Raw genomic sequence first — 21536 nt, 5'->3', positions numbered from 1 at the left:
ACCGCGACCGACCGACAGGGGACCACCACCATGGACTTCAGCCTCTTCTACTTCGCCGACGACAGCGCCGGCACGCCGGCCGGCGACCCTCGCGGGCGGTACGAACTGCTGCTGGAGGGCGCCCGGTTCGCCGACCGCGACGGCTTCACGGCCGTATGGACGCCCGAGCGCCACTTCCACCCCTTCGGGGGGCTCTACCCGAACCCGGCGGTGACGGGCGCCGCGCTCGCCACCGCCACGGACCGCATCGCCATCCGCGCGGGAAGCGTCGTCGCGCCCCTCCACCACCCCGCCCGCATCGCCGAGGAATGGTCCGTGGTGGACAACCTCTCGGGCGGCCGGGTGGGCGTCTCCTTCGCCTCCGGCTGGCACCCCGCCGACTTCGCCCTCGGCCGCGCCGCGTACGCCGACCGCAAGACGGTGCTGCTCCAGCGCCTCGAAGAGGTACGACGCCTGTGGCGCGGCGAACCGCTCGACGTGACCGACGGAAACGGAGCGCCCACCACGGTCCGGGTCTTCCCCCCGCCCGTGCAGCCGGAGCTGCCGGTCTGGGTGACCAGCGCGGGCGAGCCGGACACCTTCCGCGCCGCCGCCCGGGCCCGCGCCGGGGTGCTGACGCATCTGCTCCACCAGAGCCTCGACGAACTCACCGAGAAGATCGCCGAGTACCGCCGGACGGCCCGCCGCGCCCACGACGGATGGGACGGCCATGTCGTCCTCATGCTCCACACCTATCTCGCCGGGACCCGCGCCGAGGCCCGCGACACCGTGCGCGGGCCCTTGCGCGACTACCTCCGCAGCTCCCTCCACCTGGTGACCCGCTCGTTCACCGGGGCCGACCCCGATCTCGACCTGGACGCCCTGGACGACGAGGACGTCGACTTCCTCCTCACCCGGTCCTTCGAGACCTACTTCGAACAGCGGGGTCTGTTCGGAACCGTCGAGGACGCCGGCCGCACGGTCGAGGCCGTGCGCGCCGCGGGAGTCGACGAGATCGCCTGCCTGATCGACTTCGGCGTCGACACCAAGACCGTGCTCGGCGGACTGCGCCGGATCGGCGAACTCCGCGCGCGTTCCACCGCCGTCTAGCCCCGGCACCCGCCAGCCATCCACCGAGCCCGGAGGTCGAGCTCAGCATGATCCCCCTGTCTTTCTCCCAGGCCCGTTTCTGGTTCCAGGAGGAGCACGGCGGTGACGGGCACGCGTCACCCGTCGCCCCCGTGCTGCTCCACCTGTCCGGGGAGCTGGACACGGCGGCGCTGGAAGCGGCCCTGCGGGACGTGGTGGCCCGGCACGAGAGCCTGCGTACCGTCTTCCCGGTGACCGACGGGGTGCCCCACCAGCGGGTGCTCGGCGCCGACCGGGCGGGCGACCTGGCCCTGCCCCGCGCGGAGGTCGGCCCCCAGGGGCTGCCGGACGCGTACGCCGCGGTCTGCGGGCACCGCTTCGACCTGTCCCGCGAACTCCCGCTGCGGGCGCAGCTGCTGGCCGTCGGGCAGGCGGAGCACGTGCTGGTGGTGGCGGTCCACCACATCGCCTTCGACGGCTGGTCGGTCGGCCCCCTCGTACGGGACCTGTCCGCCGCCTACGCGGCACGGATATGCGGCACCGCCCCCATGCACGGCGAACTGCCGGTGCAGTACGCCGACTTCACCCTGTGGCAGCGGGAACTGCTGGCGGCGGACGGCTTCGAGGAGCGGGGACTCGACTTCTGGCGGACCGCGCTCGACGGCCTTCCCGAGGAACTGCCCCTGCCCCACGACCGCCCCCGCCAAGGCGCCGGCACGCGCCGCGCGGGGCTGATCGAGTTCACCGTCGGCCGCCCCACCCTGCACGCCCTGTCCGAGGTCGCCCGCCGCGGCCGGTCCAGCCTCTTCATGGTGCTGCACGCGGTGCTGGCGGGGGTGTTGTCGCGGGTGGGCGCGGGCGGGGACGTGGTGGTGGGCAGTCCGGTGGCGGGGCGGTCGGATGTGGGGCTTGAGGAGTTGGTCGGGTGTTTCGTGAATACGGTGGTGGTGCGGTCGGACGTGTCGGGGGATCCGTCGTTCGGTGAGTTGCTGGGGCGGGTGCGGTCGGGTGTGCTGCGGGCGTTGGAGCATCAGGACATACCGTTCGAGCGGGTGGTGGAGGCGGTCAACCCGGTGCGGGCGGCGGGGCGGCATCCGGTGTTCCAGGTGATGCTGAGCCTCCAGAACAACGCGGTGGCCCAGGCGTCGTTCCCCGGCCTGGATACGCGAGGGGAGTACCCCGCACCCGCCGAGACCACCGAATTCGACCTGCTCTTCGACTTCCGGCACGTGGACGAGGGGATCGAGGGGCGGCTGCTGTTCGCGCGGGACCTCTTCGACGAGGAGACGGCACGGAACCTGGCCCGTCGCTTCGTACGGTTCGCGGACCAGGTGGCCGCCGACCCGGAGCTGCGCCTGGGCGCCGTCGACCTGCTGGGGCGGGCCGAGCGCGAGACCGTCCTCACCCGGGGGACCGGAACCGCGCAGGCCCCCCTGGACCGGTCGGTGGCGCACCGGTTCGCGGCCCAGGCGACCCGCACGCCCGACGCCGTGGCGGTGGTGTGCGGCGCACGGCAGCTGTCGTACCGGGATCTCGACGAGCGCGCGGACCGGCTGGCCCGGCAGCTGCTGGCCGCGGGCGCCGGACCCGAGCGGCTGGTCGCCGTCGCGATGGAACGATCGGCGGACCTCGTCGTCACCCTGCTGGCGATCCTGAAGACCGGCGCCGCCTACCTCCCCCTCGACCTGCGCGGCCCCGACTCCCGGCTCCGCGCCGTCCTCGCGGAGTCGAAGCCCCGCGTCCTGGTGGTCGACGCGGCGACGCACACCCGCACGGCCCTGCGCGAGGCGGTACCGGCCCGGTCCGTGATCCGGGCCGACGAACCCCGGCCGGACCCGGCGGCCGGCGCGCGGGCGATGCCGTACGCCTCCCCGGTGGCCGGAGCCGACCAGCTCGCGTACGTGATGTACACCTCCGGCTCCACCGGACGCCCCAAGGGAGTCGCCGTGACCCACGGCAACATCCTCGGGTTCGCGGCGGACACCTGCTGGACGCGGCAGGACCACTCCCGGGTCCTCGTGCACTCGGCGCACTCCTTCGACGCGTCGACCTACGAGCTGTGGGTCCCGCTGCTCAACGGCGGCACGGCCGTCGTCGTCCCGCCGGGGGACACCTCGGCCGCGGCACTGGAGCGCGCGGTCGAGAACCACGGGGTGACCGCGGCCTTCTTCACCACCGGCCTCTTCAACTCCCTCGTCGCCGAGCGCAGTTCCGCCATCGGATCTCTCCAGCACGTCTGGTTCGGAGGCGAACAGGCGTCGGGCCCCGTGGCGGCCGAGGCGCTGCGGCTCTTCCCGCACCTCAGCGTCACCAACGCCTACGGCCCCACGGAGAACACCACCTTCACCACGTACGAGCCGCTCGCCACCGCTTCCCGCGACCGGCGGCGGAAACTCTCCATCGGCGGACCGCTGGACGGCTCCCGGGTGCTCGTGCTGGACGCGGGTCTGGGGCTGGTTCCGGTGGGTGTGGTGGGCGAGTTGTATGTGTCGGGGGTGGGGGTGGCGCGGGGGTATGTGGGCGCGCCGGGTGTGACGGCGGGGCGCTTTGTGGCGTGTCCGTTCGGGGGTGTGGGGGAGCGGATGTACCGGACGGGTGATCTGGTGCGGTGGACGGCGGGCGGGGGGTTGGAGTTCGTCGGGCGGGCGGACGAGCAGGTGAAGGTGCGGGGGTTCCGGGTGGAACTCGGCGAGGTGGAGGGGGTGTTGTCGGGGTGTGAAGGGGTGCGGCAGGCGGTCGTCTCGGTGTGGGAGGGGCGGTTGGTGGCGCATGTGGTGCCGGGGCCGGATGCGGGGGAGGGGTTGGCGGGGCGGGTGCGGGAGCATGCTGCGGAGTTGCTGCCGGACTACATGGTTCCGTCGGTGGTGATGGTCCTCGATGAGGGTCTGCCGCTGACGCGGAACGGCAAGGTGGACCGGGCCGCGCTGCCCCTGCCCCGGGCCGAGGCGACGGAGGTCACCCGCCGCGAACCCGCCAACGAGGTCGAACGAACGCTCTGCGGGATGTTCGCCGACCTCCTCGGCGTGCCGGACGTCGGGACCGACGACTCCTTCTTCGACCTCGGCGGCCAGTCGCTCCTCGCCGTACGCCTGGTCAGCCGGATCCGGGCGGCCCTCGGCGCGGAGATCGACATGAGCACGGTGTTCGACGCGCCCACGCCGGCCGGTCTGGCCGCCCGCTGCGGGGGCCCCGCCGGGACCCGGCCGCCACTCACCCGGCGTCCCCGCTCCGAGCAGGCCCCGCTGTCCCCCTCCCAGCTGCGCTTCTGGCTCCAGGGCCAGCTCGAAGAGGGCGCGGGTGGTACGGACACGCGCGTGATCACGACCGCGCTGCGGCTGTCCGGGGAGCTGGAGCCGGCGGCGCTGGAAGCGGCCCTGCGGGACGTGGTGGACCGCCATGAGAGCCTGCGTACGGTCTTTCCGGCGGCCGGCGGAGTGGCGCGCCACCAGCGGGTGCTGGACACGGACACCGCCTTCGCCCCCGGTGTCGAGCCGGTGCCCGTCGCGGCCGATGAAGTGCGCGCACATATAGCGGAGTTGGCCGATCAGGGCTTCGACCTGTCGTGCTCGGCGCCCCTGCGGGCGCAGCTGCTGGCCGTCGGACCCGCGGAGCATGTGCTGGTGGTGGCGGTGCACCACATCGCCTTCGACGGCTGGTCGGCCGCCCCCTTCCTGCGGGACCTCGCCGCGGCCTACGCGGCCCGGAGCGGCGGCACGGCCCCGGAGTGGACCCAGCCTCCCGTCCAGTACCGCGACTTCGCGCTCTGGCAGCGCGAGCTGCTGCGGTCGGGCGGCCTTGAGGAGCGTCAACTGGACTTCTGGCGGGCGGCCTTGCGGGATCTGCCCGAGGAGATGGCGCTGCCCCACGACCGGACCCGGCCGGCCCGGGCGTCCGGCCGCGCCGGCTCCGTGCGCCTGCACATCCCGCCCGAGCGGTGCGCCGGCCTCGTACGACTCGCCCGGAACCACGGGGCGAGCCTGTTCATGGTGTTGCACGCGGTGCTGGCGGGGGTGTTGTCGCGGGTGGGCGCGGGCGGGGACGTGGTGGTGGGGAGTCCGGTGGCGGGGCGGTCGGATGTGGGGTTGGAGGAGTTGGTCGGGTGTTTCGTGAATACGGTGGTGGTGCGGTCGGACGTGTCGGGGGATCCGTCGTTCGGTGTGTTGCTGGGGCGGGTGCGGTCGGGTGTGCTGCGGGCGCTGGAGCATCAGGATGTGCCGTTCGAGCGGGTGGTGGAGGTGGTCAATCCGGTGCGGGCGGCGGGGCGGCATCCGCTGTTCCAGGTGATGCTGAGCCTCCAGAACAACGCGGTGGCCCAGGCGTCGTTCCCCGGCCTGGACACGGAACTGCTGGACATCCTGGACGACGACCGGATCGACTTCGACCTGCTGTTCGACTTCCATGAGCGGGCGGGTGGCCTGGAGGGGCGGCTGCTGTTCGCGCGGGACCTCTTCGAGGAGGCGACGGCGGAGCGGCTCGCGCGCGGCCTGGAGCAGTTCGTCACCGCGGTGACCACGGGGCCAGGGCGTCCGCTGAGCACGGCGGACCTGCTCGGACCGGCCGAGCGCGCGGCCCTCCTCGCCCGGGGCACCGGGCCGGAGGCGGCGGCCGAGGCGGTGTCCTTGACGGACCGGTTCGAGGCCCGGGCCGCCGCCGCACCGGAAGCGACGGCGGTCGTCTGTGGCGCCGGCCGCCTGTCGTACCGGGAACTCAGCCGGCGGAGCAATCGGCTGGCCCGGCACCTGCTGGCCGCGGGCGCCGGACCCGAACGGCTGGTCGCTCTCGCCATGGAACGGTCCCCGGACCTCGTCGTCGCGCTCCTGGCCGTCCTCAAGACCGGCGCCGCCTACCTCCCGCTCGACCCCCGGCATCCCCGGCCCCGCACCCAGTCGATCCTCGCCGCCGCCTCGCCGGTGACCGTCCTCACCGACGCCGCCTGTCCGCCGGAGCTGTCCCCGGACGACCTGTCGGCCGCCGAACTCGCCCCGGGCGCCCGCGCCGACGAGCGCCTGGCCTACGTCATCCACACTTCGGGGTCCACCGGCCGGCCCAAGGGCGTCGCGGTCACCCACGGCAATCTCGCCCGGCTGCTGACGGCCATGGCACGGTGGCTGCCGCTGGGCCCGGCGGACCGGCTGCTCGCCCCGACCACCGTCTCCTTCGACATCGCCCAGCTCGAACTGCTGCTTCCGCTGCTGCACGGCGCCGCCGTGGTCCTGGCCGGCCCGGAGGACGTGCGCGACCCCCGGGCGCTGGGCCACCTGGTCCGCGCGCACGCCGTCACCGCCATGCAGGCCACCCCGTCCCTGTGGGCCGGCCTGGTGTCCGAGGCCCCCGAGGCCGTCGCGGGCCTGCGCGTTCTCGTCGGGGGCGAGGCCCTGCCGCCCGCCCTGGCCGGCCGGCTGCACGCGCTCGCCGCCGAGGTCACCAATGTGTACGGCCCCACGGAGACCACCGTGTGGTCGCTCGCGGCCCGTATCGACGACGACAACCACCGCCGCCCGCCCATCGGCGGACCGCTGGACGGCTACCGCGCGTTCGTGCTGGACGCGGGTCTGGGGCTGGTGCCGGTGGGCGTGGTGGGCGAGTTGTACGTGTCGGGGGTGGGGGTGGCGCGGGGGTATGTGGGCGCGCCGGGTGTGACGGCGGGGCGTTTTGTGGCGTGTCCGTTCGGGGGTGCGGGGGAGCGGATGTACCGGACGGGTGATCTGGTGCGGTGGACGGCGGGCGGGGGGCTGGAGTTCGTCGGGCGGGCGGACGAGCAGGTGAAGGTGCGGGGGTTCCGGGTGGAACTCGGTGAGGTGGAGGGGGTGTTGTCGGCATGCGAGGGCGTCGGGCAGGCGGTCGCCTCGGTGCGGGAGGGGCGGTTGGTGGCGCATGTGGTGCCGGGGCCGGATGCGGGGGAGGGGGTGGCCAGGCGGGTGCGGGAGCAAGCTGCGGAGTTGCTGCCGGACTACATGGTTCCGTCGGTGGTGATGGTCCTCGATGAGGGTCTGCCGCTGACGCGGAACGGCAAGGTGGACCGGGCCGCGCTGCCCGTGCCCCGGGCCGAGGCGACGGAGGTCACCCGCCGCGAACCCGCCAACGAGGTCGAACGAGCGCTCCTCGAACTCTTCGCCCGGATCCTGGGCGCCCCGGACATCGGGGTCGACGACTCCTTCTTCGACCTCGGCGGGGACAGCATCCTCTCCATCCGGCTGGTCGCCGGAGCCCGCAAACGGGGCCTCACCGTCTCCGCCCGGGACATCTTCCGGCACAAGACCGTCGCCGGACTCGCCCGGCACGCCCGCGAACGCGCGCCCCGCACGGCCGCACGGCCCGCGCCCCGGGCGGCACCGGGAGAGCGCGCCGACGGCCCCGCGCGCGACACCGGCGCCTCCCCGGCCTCCGTGCCCCTCACCCCGATCATCCAGTGGCAGCGCGACCGGGGCGGCCCGGTCGACGCCTTCCACCAGTCCGTGCTGGTGCGTGTCCCCGCCACACTGGACCTCGCCGTCGCGGGCGGCCTCGTACAGTCCCTGCTCGACCGGCACGACGCCCTCCGCATCCGCCTCCGGCGCACACCGGGGTGGGAGCTCGACGTCCTGCCCCGGGGGACCGTACGGGGCGCCGAGCACCTCCGGCGCGCCGACGTCCGGGACCTCGACGCCGAACAGCGCGAGGCCGCCATGACCCGCGCGGCGGAAGCGGCCGCCGCCCGCCTGGCCCCCGGGCACGGGCACATGCTCGAAGCCGTCTGGTTCGACGCCGGGGACACCCGGCCGGGCCACCTCCTCCTCGTCGTCAACCACCTCGTCGTGGACGGGATCTCCTGGCGCGTCCTCCTGCACGACCTGCGGGCCCTGGCCACCGGCGCCCCCCTCGACGAGCCGACCGGCATCTCCTACGCCCGGTGGGGCGCCCTGCTCCGGGAGCAGGCCGCCCGGCGGACCGCCGAACTCCCCCTGTGGACCGGCGCCGCCCGGGACGCCGACGACGTGCTGCGCCGAGCCGCGCTCGACCCGGCACGCGACGATATGCGCAGCCGCGCCACCGTCACCCGCGTCCTGCCCGCCGACCGGACCGCCGCCGTCCTCACGAAGGCCCCCGCCGCGCTCGGCACAGGCGTCAACGCGGTGCTGCTCAGCACCCTCGGCCGGGCCCTGCGCGGCTGGCGCGCGGCGCTCTTCGGCGACGATCCGGCGACGGCGGCCGACGCCCCCTTCCTCGTCGACGTCGAGGGCCACGGCCGCGAGGAGATCGCCGAGGACCTCGATCTGTCGCACACGGTCGGCTGGTTCACCAGTCTCTTCCCCGTACGCCTCGAGCCGGACGACACCCCCGGCGCCGTACAGCACCGGCTCGACGCCATGCCCGACAAGGGCCTCGGCTTCGGCATCCTGCGCCACCTCCACCCCGAGGCCGCGCCCGCCCTCGCACGGCTGCCCCGCCGCCAGGTCATCTTCAACTACCTGGGCCGCTTCGAGCGCTCGCCCGACACGGACTGGACGCTGGCCACCGACGCCCCCGCCGTCGGAGGGGGCGGCGACCCGGAGATGCCGCTCACACACCTCCTGGAGGTGTCCGCCGTGGCGCTCGACGGCAGCACCGGTCCGGAACTCCAGGTGACCTGGACCTTCCCGCGCCGCCTGCTGACCCGGGAACAGGTGGAGCGACTCGCCGACACCTGGTTCACGACCCTGCGCGACCTGGAGGAGACGGCATGAGCGGGCACCCGGCCACCGGCACCCCGGACGCGCTCCCGCTGGCGCCGCTCCAACGGGGCCTGTACTTCCACACCGCGTACGACGTGGAGGGACAGGACATCTACACCACCCAGCTCACCCTGGAGGTCGACGGAGAGCTCGACGCCGTACGACTGCGCGAGGCATGCCGTGCGCTGCAACGCCGGCACGACGGACTGCGGTCCGGGTTCCGCGCGGCGCCGTCCGGTGAGCCGGAGCAGTTCATCACCCCCGATCCGCCCCTGGACTGGCGGCAGTCCGACCTGACCGCGCTGCCGCCGGACGCGAGGACCGGCGCGGCCGCGGACGCCGCGCGCGAAGAACGCGCCCGGCGCTTCGACCTCGCCCGCCCGCCCCTGATCCGGTTCCTGCTGCTCCGCCTCGACGACCGGCGCTGGCGCTTCGCGCTGACCAGCCATCACCTGGTCCTGGACGGATGGTCCACCTCACTCGTCGTGGACGAGCTGTGGCGGCTGTACGCGCGGGGAGAGGCCGCCGCCGGGACGCTGCCGACGGCGCCCTCCTACACCTCCTACCTGGACTGGCTCACCGACACCGGGCCCGACGAGGCGCGGGAGGCGTGGAGCGCCGCGCTGGCGGGCGTCGACGGGCCGACCCTGGTCGCGCCTCGGGCGGCCCGGCGGACCGCGCGGGTCCCGGAGCGCGTCCTGCGCGCTCTCACCCCCGACGTGTCCGCCGCCCTCACCGCCGTCGCCCGGGAACACGGTGTCACCCTCAACACCGTGGTGATGGTGGCCTGGGGTCTCGTCCTGCGCCGGCTGACCGGCCGGGACGACGTGCTGTTCGGCATGACCGTCTCCGGCCGGACCGCCGACGTCGAAGACGTGGAGAACCTCGTCGGACTGCTCGTCAACACGCTGCCGGCCAGGGTCGTGATCCGGGCCGGGGAGTCACTTCCGGAACTGCTGGAACGGGTCCAGGACGATCAGATCGAGCTGTTCGAGCACCATCACATCGGGCTGTCCGAGATCCAGCAACTCACCGGCCACCAGGTGCTGTTCGACACCATGATGTCCTTCGAGAACTATCCGGCGGGCGGCCGGGGCCACGCCGCGGCACTCGACGCCGGTCTGCGCTGCGCCGTCGCGGACGGGTTCGACGCCACGCACTACCCGCTGTCCGTCGTCTGCACGCCGGGCGACACCCTCGGCGCGCGGCTCGAGTTCCAGCCCGCGCACGTCCCCCGCGACCGGGCCGAGCGGATCGCGGACTGGTTCGTACGCCTGCTCGCGGAGATCGCGCACAACCCGCGCCGCGCCGCCGACGACCTCGCCGACCGGGCGTTCCTGCCCGAGGAGGAGCGGCACCGACTCCTCGTCGAGTGGAACGACACCGCAGCCGCCGTCCCCGCGACCGTACTGCCCGCGCTGATCGAGGCACAGGCCGACCAGCACCCGTACGCCCCGGCGGTCCAGCACGCGGGCCGCACCACGACGTACGGCGAACTCGACGCCCGCGCAAACCAGTTGGCGCGTCTCCTGCTGGACGCGGGGGCGGGTCCGGAGACGGCCGTGGCGCTGCTGCTGCCGCGCACCCCCGACGCCCTGGTGGCCCTGTTCGCCGTGCTCAAGACCGGGGCGGCCTATCTGCCCCTGGACCCCCGCCAGCCCGCCGACCGGCTGGCCAGAGTGCTCGCCGAGGCGCGGCCCCGCCTCGTCCTGACCTCCGCCGCCGTACGGTCCCCGCTGCCGCCGGACGCCCCCCTGATCGTCGTGGACGACCCGGCCACCGCCCGCGACCTCGCCGCACGCGACCGCGCCCGGGTCACGGACCGCGAGCGCGGCGGGCCGATCCTCCCGCACCAGTCCGCCTACGTCATCCACACCTCGGGCACCACCGGGACCCCCAAGGGCGTGGTGGTCGAACACGCCGGTGTCGTGAATCTGATCAGCGCGTACGAGGCCGACTTCGGCGCCGGCTCGGTCGCCCGCGTCCTCGGGTCGATCTCCTTCGCCTTCGACGCGCACATCGAGGACACCGTCCTGCCGCTCGCGCTCGGCGGCTGTGTGGAACTGGTCGACGACCTGCTGGCGCTCACCGAACGCGACGGCTGGCGCGGCAGCCTCCTGACCACGGTGCCCTCCGCCCTGGCGAGCCTCCTTCCCGCCCTGACCGGCGAACTCACGGTGGACCGCGTCCACTTGGGCGGCGAACCGCTCTCCGGCGCACTGGTGGGGGAGATCCGCCGCCGCATACCCGGTTGCGCGGTGACCAACGTGTACGGCCCGACCGAGACCACCGTCTTCGCCCTGAGCTGGCAGGCGACCGAGGGGAGTGGCGAGGGGCGTGCCGGCAGCGTGGCCGTGGCCGACGAGGAACCGCCCGTCGGCCGCCCGATCCGCAACACCAGGGCCTATGTGCTGGACGAGCGGCTGAGGCCGGTGCCCGTCGGCGTCCCCGGCGAACTCCACCTGGCCGGCGCCGGCCTCGCCCGCGGCTATCTGCGCCGCCCGGGGTGGACCGCGGAACGCTTCGTGGCCTGCCCGTTCGGCGCGCCGGGCGAGCGCATGTACCGCACCGGCGACCGGGCGCGGTACCGGGCGGACGGCGCGATCGAGTTCCTCGGGCGGCTGGACGACCAGGTGAAGATCCGGGGCCACCGGGTGGAACCCGCCGACGTGGAGGCCGCGCTGCTGCGGCATCCCCTGGTGGGGCGGGCCGTCGTGACGACGCGCGAGGACCGGCCCGGGGGCCGCAGGCTGGTCGCCCACGTCGTCGCCGCACGGTCCGGACTCACCCTGGAACAGGCGGAGTTGCGGCGCCACTTGCGCGCCCTGCTGCCCGAATACTTCGTGCCCTCCGCGTTCGTGCAGACCGAGCGCATCCCGCTGACGCCGAGCGGCAAGCTCGACCGTGCCGCCCTGCCCGCGCCGCCGCCACCCGCACCCCGGGCCGCGGCGGTGCCCCAGGATCCGTGCGAGGAGATACTGAGCCGGCTCTTCGCGGAGACGCTGGGGGTGCCCGAGCCGGAACCCGGGGCGTCCTTCTTCGACCTCGGCGGCGACTCACTGCTCGCGACCCGGCTGATCGGCAGGATCCGGGCGGTGACCGGAGCCGCGCTGTCCGTCCGCGCGCTGTTCGACGCGCCGTCCGTGACGGCCCTGGCCCGCAGGCTCGGCGACGAGCATCCGGCCGCCGGGCTCGGCCCGTTGCTGCCGCTGCGGGAGGGGGCGGACCGGCGGCCGCTGTTCTGCGTCCACGCGGTGAGCGGGCTCGCCTGGCCGTACGCCCGGCTGCTCCCGCACGTCGACCCCGGCCTGCCGGTGTACGGGCTCCAGGCGGCCGACCTCGTGAAGCCGCTGTCGGGGCCGGCCAAGCCGGACGACGTCGTACGCCGGCATGTGGAGTCGATCCGCTCCGTCCAACGGCACGGCCCCTACCGGCTGTTCGGCTGGTCGTTCGGCGGACAGCTCGCCCATGCGATCGCCGCCCGGCTGACCGAGGAGGGCGAACGGGTGGAACTCCTCGCCCTTCTCGATGCCCATCCCCCGACGGACCCCCACGCGCCGCCCGCCGCGGCGGCACCACGCGACGAGGCGTTGCGGAGCCTGGGCTTCTCCCCCTCGGGGGAACCTCCCGCCTCCCTGGCCGTGCTCGGGGCCGCGGTGGTAACCGGTGTGCGCGCGGCGGCCGCGTCCGCGGCGGAGTTCCTGCGCGCCGGCGGCCCACCCGTCCTCGGCGGCGACACCCGCGTCGTCCTCTTCCGCGCCACGGCGGAGGCGGGCGGCGGCGCGGACCCCGCGGCCTGGCAGCCGTACTGCACCGGGCCGGTCATCTCGTACGACATCGGGTGCGGTCACCATGAGCTGCTCGACGCCGGCCCTCTCGGGCGCGTCGCGGCCGTGCTCCGGCCGGACCTCGCGGACGAAAGGCCGTACGGCGGGGTCTGACGCGACGGCAGGAGGCCGCCCCCGGCCGCGGACGCGCGGTGCGGAAGGGGGCGTCCCGCGAACTTCGCGCCCAGAAACTGCTGTTGGCCTCGTTGACACGCCGTGAGCCCACGCGTTTCACTCGACACCGGTGAATGGCAACGTTGTCAGGGCGTCACGTGAGGCGCCCGGCACCGAGGCCCTCACCGACGTCCCTGCCCTTCGGCACACCAGCACCTGTGCGGAGCACGAAACGCTGCGGAGGCAACCGATGGTCCGACCCCGACGTTCAGCAGAGCCGCGTAATCGAAAAAGATTTCGTCAACGCCTGGCCGTGATCTCCGTCCTGGGCATCGCGGCGTTCCCGCTCCCGGCGACAGTGGGCGCCCAGGCCGCGAGTGCCGCACCGCCGGCCCTGGTGAAAGATCCCGCGTCCCTCGTCAACCCGCTGATCGGCACCTCGGGGGAGGTGGACACCTTCCCCGGGCCCGACATGCCCGCCGGTATGGTGCAGTGGGGTCCGGACACGACGCCCGACCGGCCCTCGGGCGGCGGCTACGAGTACGACGACAAGAAGATCTCGGGCTTCAGCCTCACCCATGTCTCCGGACCCGGCTGCGGTGTCGCGGGCGACCTGCCCGTCCTTCCGGTGACCGGCCCGCTCTCCGGCAACCTCGGCAGCACGTCCGTCGGCTTCAGCCACGCCGGCGAGCAGACCGGTATCGGCTCGTACCAGCTCACCGACGCGAACGGCGTCACCACCCGGCTGACCGACACCACCCGCGCCGGCCTGGGCTCCTTCACCTTCCCGGCGGGCAGCCAGGCGAACCTGCTGTTCAAGCTCAGCGGCGGGGCCACCCAGGTGGACGGGACCCGCGTCCAGGTGGTGAACAAGAAGGAGATCAGCGGCTCTGTCGACAGCGGCCACTTCTGCGGTGCGAAGAACCGGTACACCCTGCACTTCGACATCAAGTTCGACCGGCCGTTCACCGGCAGCGGCACCTGGGTCGGCGGCACCATCAACCCGGACGCGACCTCGCTGAAGGCGGGCAGGGTCGAGCGGCAGGCGCAGCCGCACCCGTCGAAGCGGCTGAAGGAGAAGCACTTCGTCGTTCCGGCGGCCCCGTCCCCCACCGTGCACGGGAGCGCCGCGAAGTCCTCCGGTACGGGCACTCCCTCGCCCTCGCCCTCTCCCTCGGCCACGAACAAGGCCGCCCAGCCGCCCACCACCGGCGCGAACGGGATGTACCTGACCTTCGACACCTCCGCGAACCGCACGGTGAAGGCCAAGGTCGGCATCTCGTACACCAATGACGCGGGCGCGGCGGACAACCTCGCCACCGAGATCAAGAACTGGGACCTGGACGCGGTGCGGAGGGCGAACCACGACGCCTGGAACAAGGTGCTGGAGAAGATCAGGATCGGTGGGGGCACCCGGGACCAGCAGGTGCAGTTCTACACGGCGCTCTACCACGCGCTGCTGCACCCGAACGTCTTCTCGGACCACAACGGCCAGTACATGGGCATGGACAACCAGATCCACAAGCTGGCCAAGGGGCAGCAGGCCCAGTACGCCAACTACTCGGGCTGGGACACCTATCGCTCCCAGACCCAGCTGATGGCGATGGCCGAGCCCAAGGTCACCAGCGACGTCGTCACCTCGATGCTCAACGGCTACGACCAGACGGGCCTGCTCCCCAAGTGGGCCTCCAACAACGGCGAGAGCTACGTCATGGTCGGCGACCCGGCGGCCGGCATCATCGCCGACGCGTACGCCTTCGGCGCCCGGGGCTTCGACACGGACAAGGCGCTCGCCGCCCTCCAGCACGAGGCCACCGCGCCGAACAACGACCGCCCCGGCGAGTCCGTGCGGGACGCCAAGGGCTATCTCCCGCTGGACGAGAACGACTACGGGTGCTGCAACTTCTACGGCCCCGTCTCCACCCAGCTGGAGTACGACTCCGCCGACTACGCCCTCGCCGCCTTCGCCAGGTCGCTGGGGAAGAAGGCCGTTTACCAGAAGTTCGCCACCCGCGCCCAGGACTGGATGAACGTCTTCAACCCGCAGACCGGCTACATGCAGGCGAAGGACAAGGACGGCCGGTTCGCTGGCGGGTTCACCCCGGGCACCTCCAACGGCTTCGTCGAGGGCACGTCGGCCCAGTACACGCCGATGGTCCCGTTCAACCTGAAGCAGCTCATCCAGGCGCGCGGCGGTGACCAGGCGTACTCGTCCTACCTGGACAGCCTGCTCGACAACATCACCGACCCCGGCAACACCGACGCCAACCTGAGCAACGAGCCCAGCGTGGAGATCCCCTGGGAGTACGACTACACGGGACAGCCGTGGAAGACCCAGGAGGCCGTGCGCGCGGCGCAGCGGAACCTGTACTTCAACGCGCCGGTCGGCTCGTTCGGCAACGACGACCTCGGCGCGATGAGCTCCTGGTACGTCTGGTCCGTACTGGGCATGTACCCCGAGACCCCGGGCACGGACACCCTGGCGCTCGGCAGCCCCGCCTTCCCGGTGGCACAGGTGGCGCTCGGCGGCAGGACGGTGCGGATCAACGCGCCGCAGGCGGCACCCGACGCGCCGTACGTCCAGTCCCTCGACGTCAAGGGCAAGGAGTGGAAGACCTCCTGGCTGACGTACGGGCAGTTCAAGGGCGCGGGCACCCTGGACTTCACCCTCGGCACCCGGCCCGACAAGTCCTGGGCCTCCGATCCGTCGGCGGCGCCGCCGTCGGACACCACGGGCGGGGACCGGATTCTGGCCGCGGCCGGTCCGAGCAGCGACGGTCTGGTGCTCCAGCCGGGCACGTCCGGTGACGGCACGCTCGACCTCACCAACCTCGGCGGCAAGGACGTCACCGTCGACTGGAAGGCGACGGCGCCCTCGGGTGTCACGCTCGACCCGGCGGCCGGCTCGGTGAAGGTGCCCGCCTCGGGCAGCGCGGAGGCGAAGGTGCGCGTCACGGCGGGCGCGAGCGAGGGGACGTACCCCGTCACCTTCGCGCTGACCGACCACGCCACCGGGGCGGCACTGAACGGGGCGGCCCTGCGGGTCGCCGTCGCCAGGGCCGGTGAGCTGTGGCCGTACGACACCAACGAGGGCGTCTACCCCGACGGTACGACCTTCTCGGGCGGCTTCGACAACGGCGGATGGGCGTTCTCGCAGAACGCGCTGTCCGCGGCCGGCGCCACGAGCGGCGCCACCCTCACGGTCGACGGCGTCTCCTACACCTGGCCGGCGGTGGCCTCCGGCCGGCCGGACAACCTGGAGATGGCCGGCCAGACCATCCCGATGCCGGCCGGTACGTCGGGAACGTCGCTCGGCCTGCTGGGTACGGCGACCAACGCGCCGACCGACGGCCGCGGGGTCTCGGGCACGCTGACCGTCACCTACACCGACGGCACCACCGCCAAGGCGACGGTCGGCTTCTCCGACTGGACGCTCAACGCCGGTACCACCAAGCCGATGGCGGGCGACACCACGGCCGTCACGACGGGCTACCGCAACACCGGCAGCGGCGGCCGGGACGGCGTGAAGACCTACGTCTTCGCCACCAAGGTCCCGCTCGACGCGTCCAAGCAGGTGGCCTCGATCACCCTCCCGGTGACGGGCTCCTCGGGCAACGACCACCTGTTCGCCTACGGCTTCGGCCGGTGACACCCGAAAGCCGCTGACGACGGTGGGCCGGCCCCGCGGCACCAGCCGCGGTGCCCGGCCCACCCGGCGCCTCCCGGGCCGCCGTACTCGTCAGGGTCCCGCCTTGAGGGCATCCTCGCCGGTCGAGCACGGACCGGGGGCCCTCTACGCGGTGCCGGCGAGTTCCGCGACCAGGTCGCCGGCGGTCACGCGGGCCAGGGTCTCCGAGGCGTCCCCGGCTCCCGGGAAGAGCCGGTAGTACGTGCCCGAGGCCCGGGCGGGAGCGACGGAGCCATGGACGGTCGCCAGGAACACCCGGGTGCCGGAGGCGAGTTCGGCCGCCGCCGTGTCGGGGTCCGGGTGCGGCAGCCGCTCCTCGGCCCCCTCCGGGGAGGAGAGCCGGGCGGCGAACGCCGCCGCGTCCTCGTCCGGCCGGCGCCGGTACCGCAGCAGCGCGGGCTCCGGTTCCCGGCACACCACGGCCACCTCCGGGGAGCGCGCCGCCGCCCGCCAGACCGCCAGATCCCACAGGGTGGTCCTGCTGCCGGAGCCGAACTGCTCCCACACGTCCCGTGCCACCGCGGCCAGTCGCTCGCCGCCGTGCGCGCCGATGCTCTGGAAGCCACCCGTGGCCGGCAGATGGATGTCCGTCCACAGCATGCGGCGCCGGCCCAGGTCCACGACCATCGGCAGGCACACCCGGGAGTCGCCCGCCAGGTCGAAGCGCTGGCGCACCGTCCGGGGGTCGTACGACGCGTCGCGCGGGCCCCGCGCGGGCAGCGCCATGAAGCCGGCGAAGGCGTCCCGCAACTCCTCGAACGGCACGTTGTTGAAGCTGAAGACGAGCGGAACGGCATAGACGTCGCCTCGCTCCGCCAGCCGCGCCAGGTCCAGGTCCACGTACTCGGTGGCGCCCTCCGGGGCCGGGGCGGAGGTCAGGTCGCCGGAGTGGACCGCGGCCCGCGTGCCGTGCACGAGGCGCGTGTAGTCGCACAGGCCGGTGAACGTCCACCCGGCGTCGAAGAACGCCACCGACAGGTCCAGGTCGGTGCGGACGCCCTGGGGCTCGGTCCAGTGCAGGAACAGCCGCAGCACCGCGCCGTCGGGCAGGGTCTGCGTGCTGCCCCGGGGTACCGCCACCAGGGCCTTCGCGGTGGACCGCTCGGTGAACGGCACGGTGAGGTCGGCCAGGCCCGCGTCCAGCACCGACAGCTCGTACGGCTCCCCGGCGGCGAACCGGCGCAGCAGCTCGGCCTCCAGGAGCGTGACCGCGGCCGTGACCAGCCCGGCGGACAGGGGAGCCCGCTCTTCGGGCACGGCGAGGGCCCGGGTGACCTCGCCGCGCGGGAAGAACACCCGGCGGCGGCCCGTACGGTCCTCGGTGCGCACCCGCAGGGCCCCGAGCGCCGACAGCAGCGGCCCGGGACCCACCTTCGGCAGGCCGCGCAGCAGCGCCTTCTCCAGCTCCGGCACCAGGGTGTCGCCGGTGTGCAGGCGCAGCAACAGGTCCAGACGGCGCACCAGTTCACCGGGCCGTTCCCCGGCGAGCGCCGCGGCCCGGCCCGCGTCGCCCTCGGCCACCGCCTGTTCCAGCCGGCCGGCCCAGGTGGCCGGGCGGAGCCGGGCACCGTCCACCCGGACGGCGTCCGGGTGCGCGGCGGCCGTCTCCAGCAGGGCGCCGCCGAGGGCCGTGCCGGGACGCACCGGGGTCCGGCGCAGCACGGCGAAGGCGAGGGCGGCGCGCGGATGCCGGGCGTGCCGCTCGAAGGGGTGCAGTACCTCCGCGGCGCGCTTCCACGCCGTGGGGTGCCGTAGGACGTCCTCCACCAGGTACGGCGTCGGCAACGCGTCCAGGACCGAGAGGAGTTCGCGGCGCAGCGGGCGCGGCAGACCGCCGAAGCGCGACAGGGTCACCAGTCCGGCGTCGCCGCCGGAGAACGCGGCCAGCAGCCGCAGCACGTCGGTGGCGGTGGTGAGCCGCCCGGCCAGCAGCTCCCGTACCGGCAGGCCGTCCGGCGCCTCGCGGAGCAGCGCGGCCAGCACCAGCGCCTTGGTCTCCCGGACCGGGATCTCCGCCGGCAGCAGGCCCCGGCCGGCCGGAGTGAGCGGGAGCAGTGTCAGCAGGTCCTCGCGGTCCCGCGGGGAGAGCGGAGTGCGACGGGCCAGCAGGGCGTCCACCGCGGCGGTGGCGTCGGCGGCCGGGTCGGTGCCGAGGCGCAGCAGCCGCAGCGGTCCGGGCAGCGGCGCCTTGGCCGCGCCGACGGCGCGCACCGGCCGCAGGAAGGGGTCGTCCGCGTCGATCCGGCGGTGGCAGACCGGGCAGCCCGCGTAGTCCGATCCGTCCCAGCACAGCCGGCACACCAGGTGCGCGCAGGGCGAGACCGGGAACACCGTGCGCGCCTCGCCGCACAGCACGCAGGGGTGGTCCGGCTGCTGGAGCAGGAAGGCGAAGACCCGGTCCACGTACAACGCCTCGGTGTCCCGGGGCGCCGTACGCGGGAATCGGCGGAAGAGCGGGGTGTGGACGCGGTCGGAGCCGAGCAGGCCGTCGACCAGGCCGACCAGCCGGGTGTGCGCGGCCGCCAGCTCCTCGGCGGCCAACGAGCCCAGCGCCGCGAGCAGTTCGGCGGAGAGGACGTGCGCGCGGTCGAGCAGCTCGGTCTCCAGCCGGCGCAGGGCCGGTCCGCTTCCGCCGCCGGACGAGGACGGCCCGGCCACGTAGACGGTCTGGACACGGCGCAGCAGTACGGACTCGGCGGCGAGCAACAGGGGATTCCCTCCACGATGACCCGGGACAGCGGAACGGGGGCGGAGAGTGGGCGCGCCGGTTCTGTTCGAAAGAGGATGAGAAGGATGCGCGCCGGGGAGCCGCCCCCGTCGCCCCGATCCCATCACAGCGCCGTGCGGGCACCAAACGAATTAGCGGCGGTGCCGCGAGGACGAGCGGCGGACGTCAGGAGTCCTTGGGCGCCTTGATGATGGCGCCGTGCTGGTCGATGGTGTGGGTCTGCCAGTAGATGTCCCACTTGTCGTCCACGTGCTTCGGGGTCTTGTCCTCGGGGTAACGGAAGGTGCCCTTCGGGACCTTGTGGCCGTCGGCGACGCACTGGCCGCCGGTCGAGCCGATGTTCTGCACGGGATACTCGCCGTTCGAGCAGATCGCGTCGGCGGTCGAACAGCCGGTGAGCAGCGTGGCGAGGGCGGCGCCGGAGCAGGCGAGGAGCGCCGCCGCGGTCTTGGCGGTGCGTCGGCGGGTGCGGTGCGTGGTCATGTGTTCTGTTTCCCCTCGGACGGGATCGGCCTTCGACGGACCAAGCCTGCGGGAAGGCCGGGGGCGCGCGGATCGGTGCGGGTACTCATTCGCGGGGGCGCACGCGTGAGTACGTACCCACCCACCGGTCGTTGTTCCTCCTCCCCGGACCGTCGGCGCACCGCCGGGACCGGTCAGTCCGGGGCGGGCCGTACCGGGGTGCCGCACACGAGGCAGTCCGCGGCGGGGGTGCCCGGCGCCGAGGACGCGCACCGCGGGCAGGCCAGGGGTTCGAGCGGTCCGGTGGCGGTGGGCCGGGCGTGGTCGCGCGGGCAGCGATTGGGGCACCCGGTCCAGCCGTTGCCGAGGGCACTGAGCTGAACCCGGAAGAGGGCCCCGCACAGGCGGCAGCGGACACTCCACGCCGCCGTCGGGCTGCGGAACGGCTCCACGGACTCCAGCTTGAAGCAGGCCAGTTCGGCCTCGGCCTCGCGGGCCAGCAGTTTCCGGGCCGGGGTGACGGCGGGCTCCCGGCGGTCCTGCGCCCGGTGCACCTTCTTCCAGGCGCGGATCCAGTCGTCCCAGGACCGCTCGGGCACCGCGCACGCGTGCAGCACGGCCATCAGTTGCGCCTGGCTGGTCGGGAACGCCTGGCGCGTGAGTATGCGTTGGGCCGTCGACCTCGACAGCTGCACCAGCTCGGGCCGTTTCGCCACCCGGCCTTCCATGGCGCGATAGCTCAGCCCGGCGCGGTCCCGCAGGTCGGCGAGCGCGTGGCTCATGTCCGCCCGGTCGGCGATCAGGTCCGGCCGGGGTGCCTTCCCGCGGCCCGCGGTGGCCCGCCGCCGGTCCCTGCGCCCCTCGGCCCGCTGCGCCTTCAGCCAGAGGGCACGCGCCTCGCCGCCGGCCAGTCCGCACGCCTCCTCATAGGCCAGCACGACCCTGAGCGTGGGCAGTACGGCCCCGCCGGACGCTCGCTGAAGCGTGGTGGCGCTGTACTTCGTACGGAACGCCAGCGCCTGGTTGGTGAGGCCGGCGCGGGCCTTGCACCACCTGAGGTACGAGGCGAGCCCGCCAAGGGCGCTGGTCGGACGCAGGACCGGGTTCTCGGTGCGACCCACGATCGCTACCGGGGCAGGGTGTCCGACTGCGCGCGGGCGAGCCGACGCGGCGCCCGGGCCGCGGCGCCGGAGCCCGGACGCGTGACGGAGCCCGGACGCATGAGGGAGACCGGACGCGTGACGGAGGCCGACAGGAGGGCGGCCGCGTCGAGTAACGCCATGACCTCCCTGACCGGCACGCCGTCCGCCGCCAGGACGGCCGCCACGATGATGATCACCACGACGACGGCGGCGTCCGCTCCGCTGAGGCTCCGGCGGGAAGGAGTGCCCGGTACGACGCAGAGCGCCATGGTGTCGTTCACGTGCATGTGCGGGTTCCCTACGGGTGGGGACCCCACGGCGGGCGCCGTGGGTCTGGCTCCAACAATCGGTCATAGGCCACGGGCAGTTGACGCTGCGTCGTGACGCGACAGCATGGTGCCACCGCGGGCGGCCCCGGGCACGCCATTGATGCCTACTCGTCTCATCTGTCGATTTGAAGCAGATGCGCTTTTCACGTCACACCGTCGTCGGGACGGCGGGTGTTCAATTCCGGCGGCCCTGTGGCCTGGCCGTTCTCCGCGCCCGTCCGGGCGGCCCCGTCGCCGCGGCGCGGGCAAGAGGTGATTTCCCGCGTTGCGTCCCAGTTCTTTTTGCCGGTGGCGGCGCGGACTGCGACGATCCCCGCGCAGTTCCGTACGCGACTGGCTCCAACACCAACCGCACGGATCCGGTGGTCCCTGTTGACGCACGGACGACCCACACAGCCGGCTTCCGCATCGTCGGGGCCGGCTGTACGTGTCAGGGGCGGGAACCGCGAGCGGTCCGGCGCGCGCGAACACGCAGGGTCGCGCCCAG

General features: G+C 73.8%; 8 protein-coding genes. 4 read left to right on the top strand and 4 right to left on the bottom strand.

Translation table 11 applies throughout. The annotated features are described in order from the left end of the window. The first annotated feature begins 30 nt into the window (after window positions 1-30). The 4 genes from GHR20_RS06465 (at window position 31) to GHR20_RS06450 (ending at window position 16349) form a co-directional block, all read left to right on the top strand. Window positions 31-1089, top strand: coding sequence for a MupA/Atu3671 family FMN-dependent luciferase-like monooxygenase (locus GHR20_RS06465; protein WP_153812590.1), 1059 nt, complete (start codon window positions 31-33; stop codon window positions 1087-1089). A gap of 47 nt (window positions 1090-1136) precedes the next feature. Then, a complete protein-coding gene (locus tag GHR20_RS06460; protein WP_153812589.1) occupies window positions 1137-8771 on the top strand; it encodes a non-ribosomal peptide synthetase in 7635 nt (2544 codons plus the stop codon). Beyond that, complete coding sequence (locus GHR20_RS06455) at window positions 8768-12700, top strand: non-ribosomal peptide synthetase (protein WP_153812588.1); 3933 nt, start codon at window positions 8768-8770, stop codon at window positions 12698-12700. Before GHR20_RS06460 ends, GHR20_RS06455 begins: the two co-directional genes overlap by 4 nt. Before the next feature lie 313 nt (window positions 12701-13013). Further along, entirely contained in the window at window positions 13014-16349 is a 3336-nt protein-coding gene (locus GHR20_RS06450) for a lectin (RefSeq protein WP_243877957.1), read from the top strand. 144 nt (window positions 16350-16493) lie between these two features. Here GHR20_RS06450 and GHR20_RS06445 read toward each other — a convergent pair whose 3' ends face one another. The 4 genes from GHR20_RS06445 to GHR20_RS36710 all read right to left on the bottom strand — a co-directional run bounded on the left by GHR20_RS06445 (window position 16494) and on the right by GHR20_RS36710 (window position 21007). Further along, window positions 16494-19094, bottom strand: coding sequence for an MXAN_6230/SCO0854 family RING domain-containing protein (locus tag GHR20_RS06445; RefSeq protein WP_153812586.1), 2601 nt, complete (start codon window positions 19092-19094; stop codon window positions 16494-16496). Between the two features lie 187 nt (window positions 19095-19281). Beyond that, the gene (locus tag GHR20_RS06440) at window positions 19282-19599 is read right to left on the bottom strand and encodes a hypothetical protein (protein WP_111586287.1); all 318 of its coding nucleotides are present in this window, start codon (window positions 19597-19599) and stop codon (window positions 19282-19284) included. Window positions 19600-19772: 173 nt separating this feature from the next. Then, on the bottom strand, window positions 19773-20699 hold the full coding sequence (locus GHR20_RS06435; protein WP_194858828.1) for a helix-turn-helix transcriptional regulator: 927 nt from the start codon (window positions 20697-20699) through the stop codon (window positions 19773-19775). A 5-nt stretch (window positions 20700-20704) separates the two neighbouring features. Continuing rightward, window positions 20705-21007 carry a hypothetical protein gene (locus GHR20_RS36710; RefSeq protein WP_194858827.1) on the bottom strand — a complete coding sequence of 101 codons (303 nt, stop codon included), beginning with the start codon at window positions 21005-21007 and terminating at the stop codon, window positions 20705-20707. Window positions 21008-21536 lie beyond the last annotated feature (529 nt).

The organism is Streptomyces sp. SUK 48, from assembly GCF_009650765.1.
GTDB lineage: Bacteria > Actinomycetota > Actinomycetes > Streptomycetales > Streptomycetaceae > Streptomyces.
This window is presented reverse-complemented; position numbering and strand designations above follow the sequence as displayed.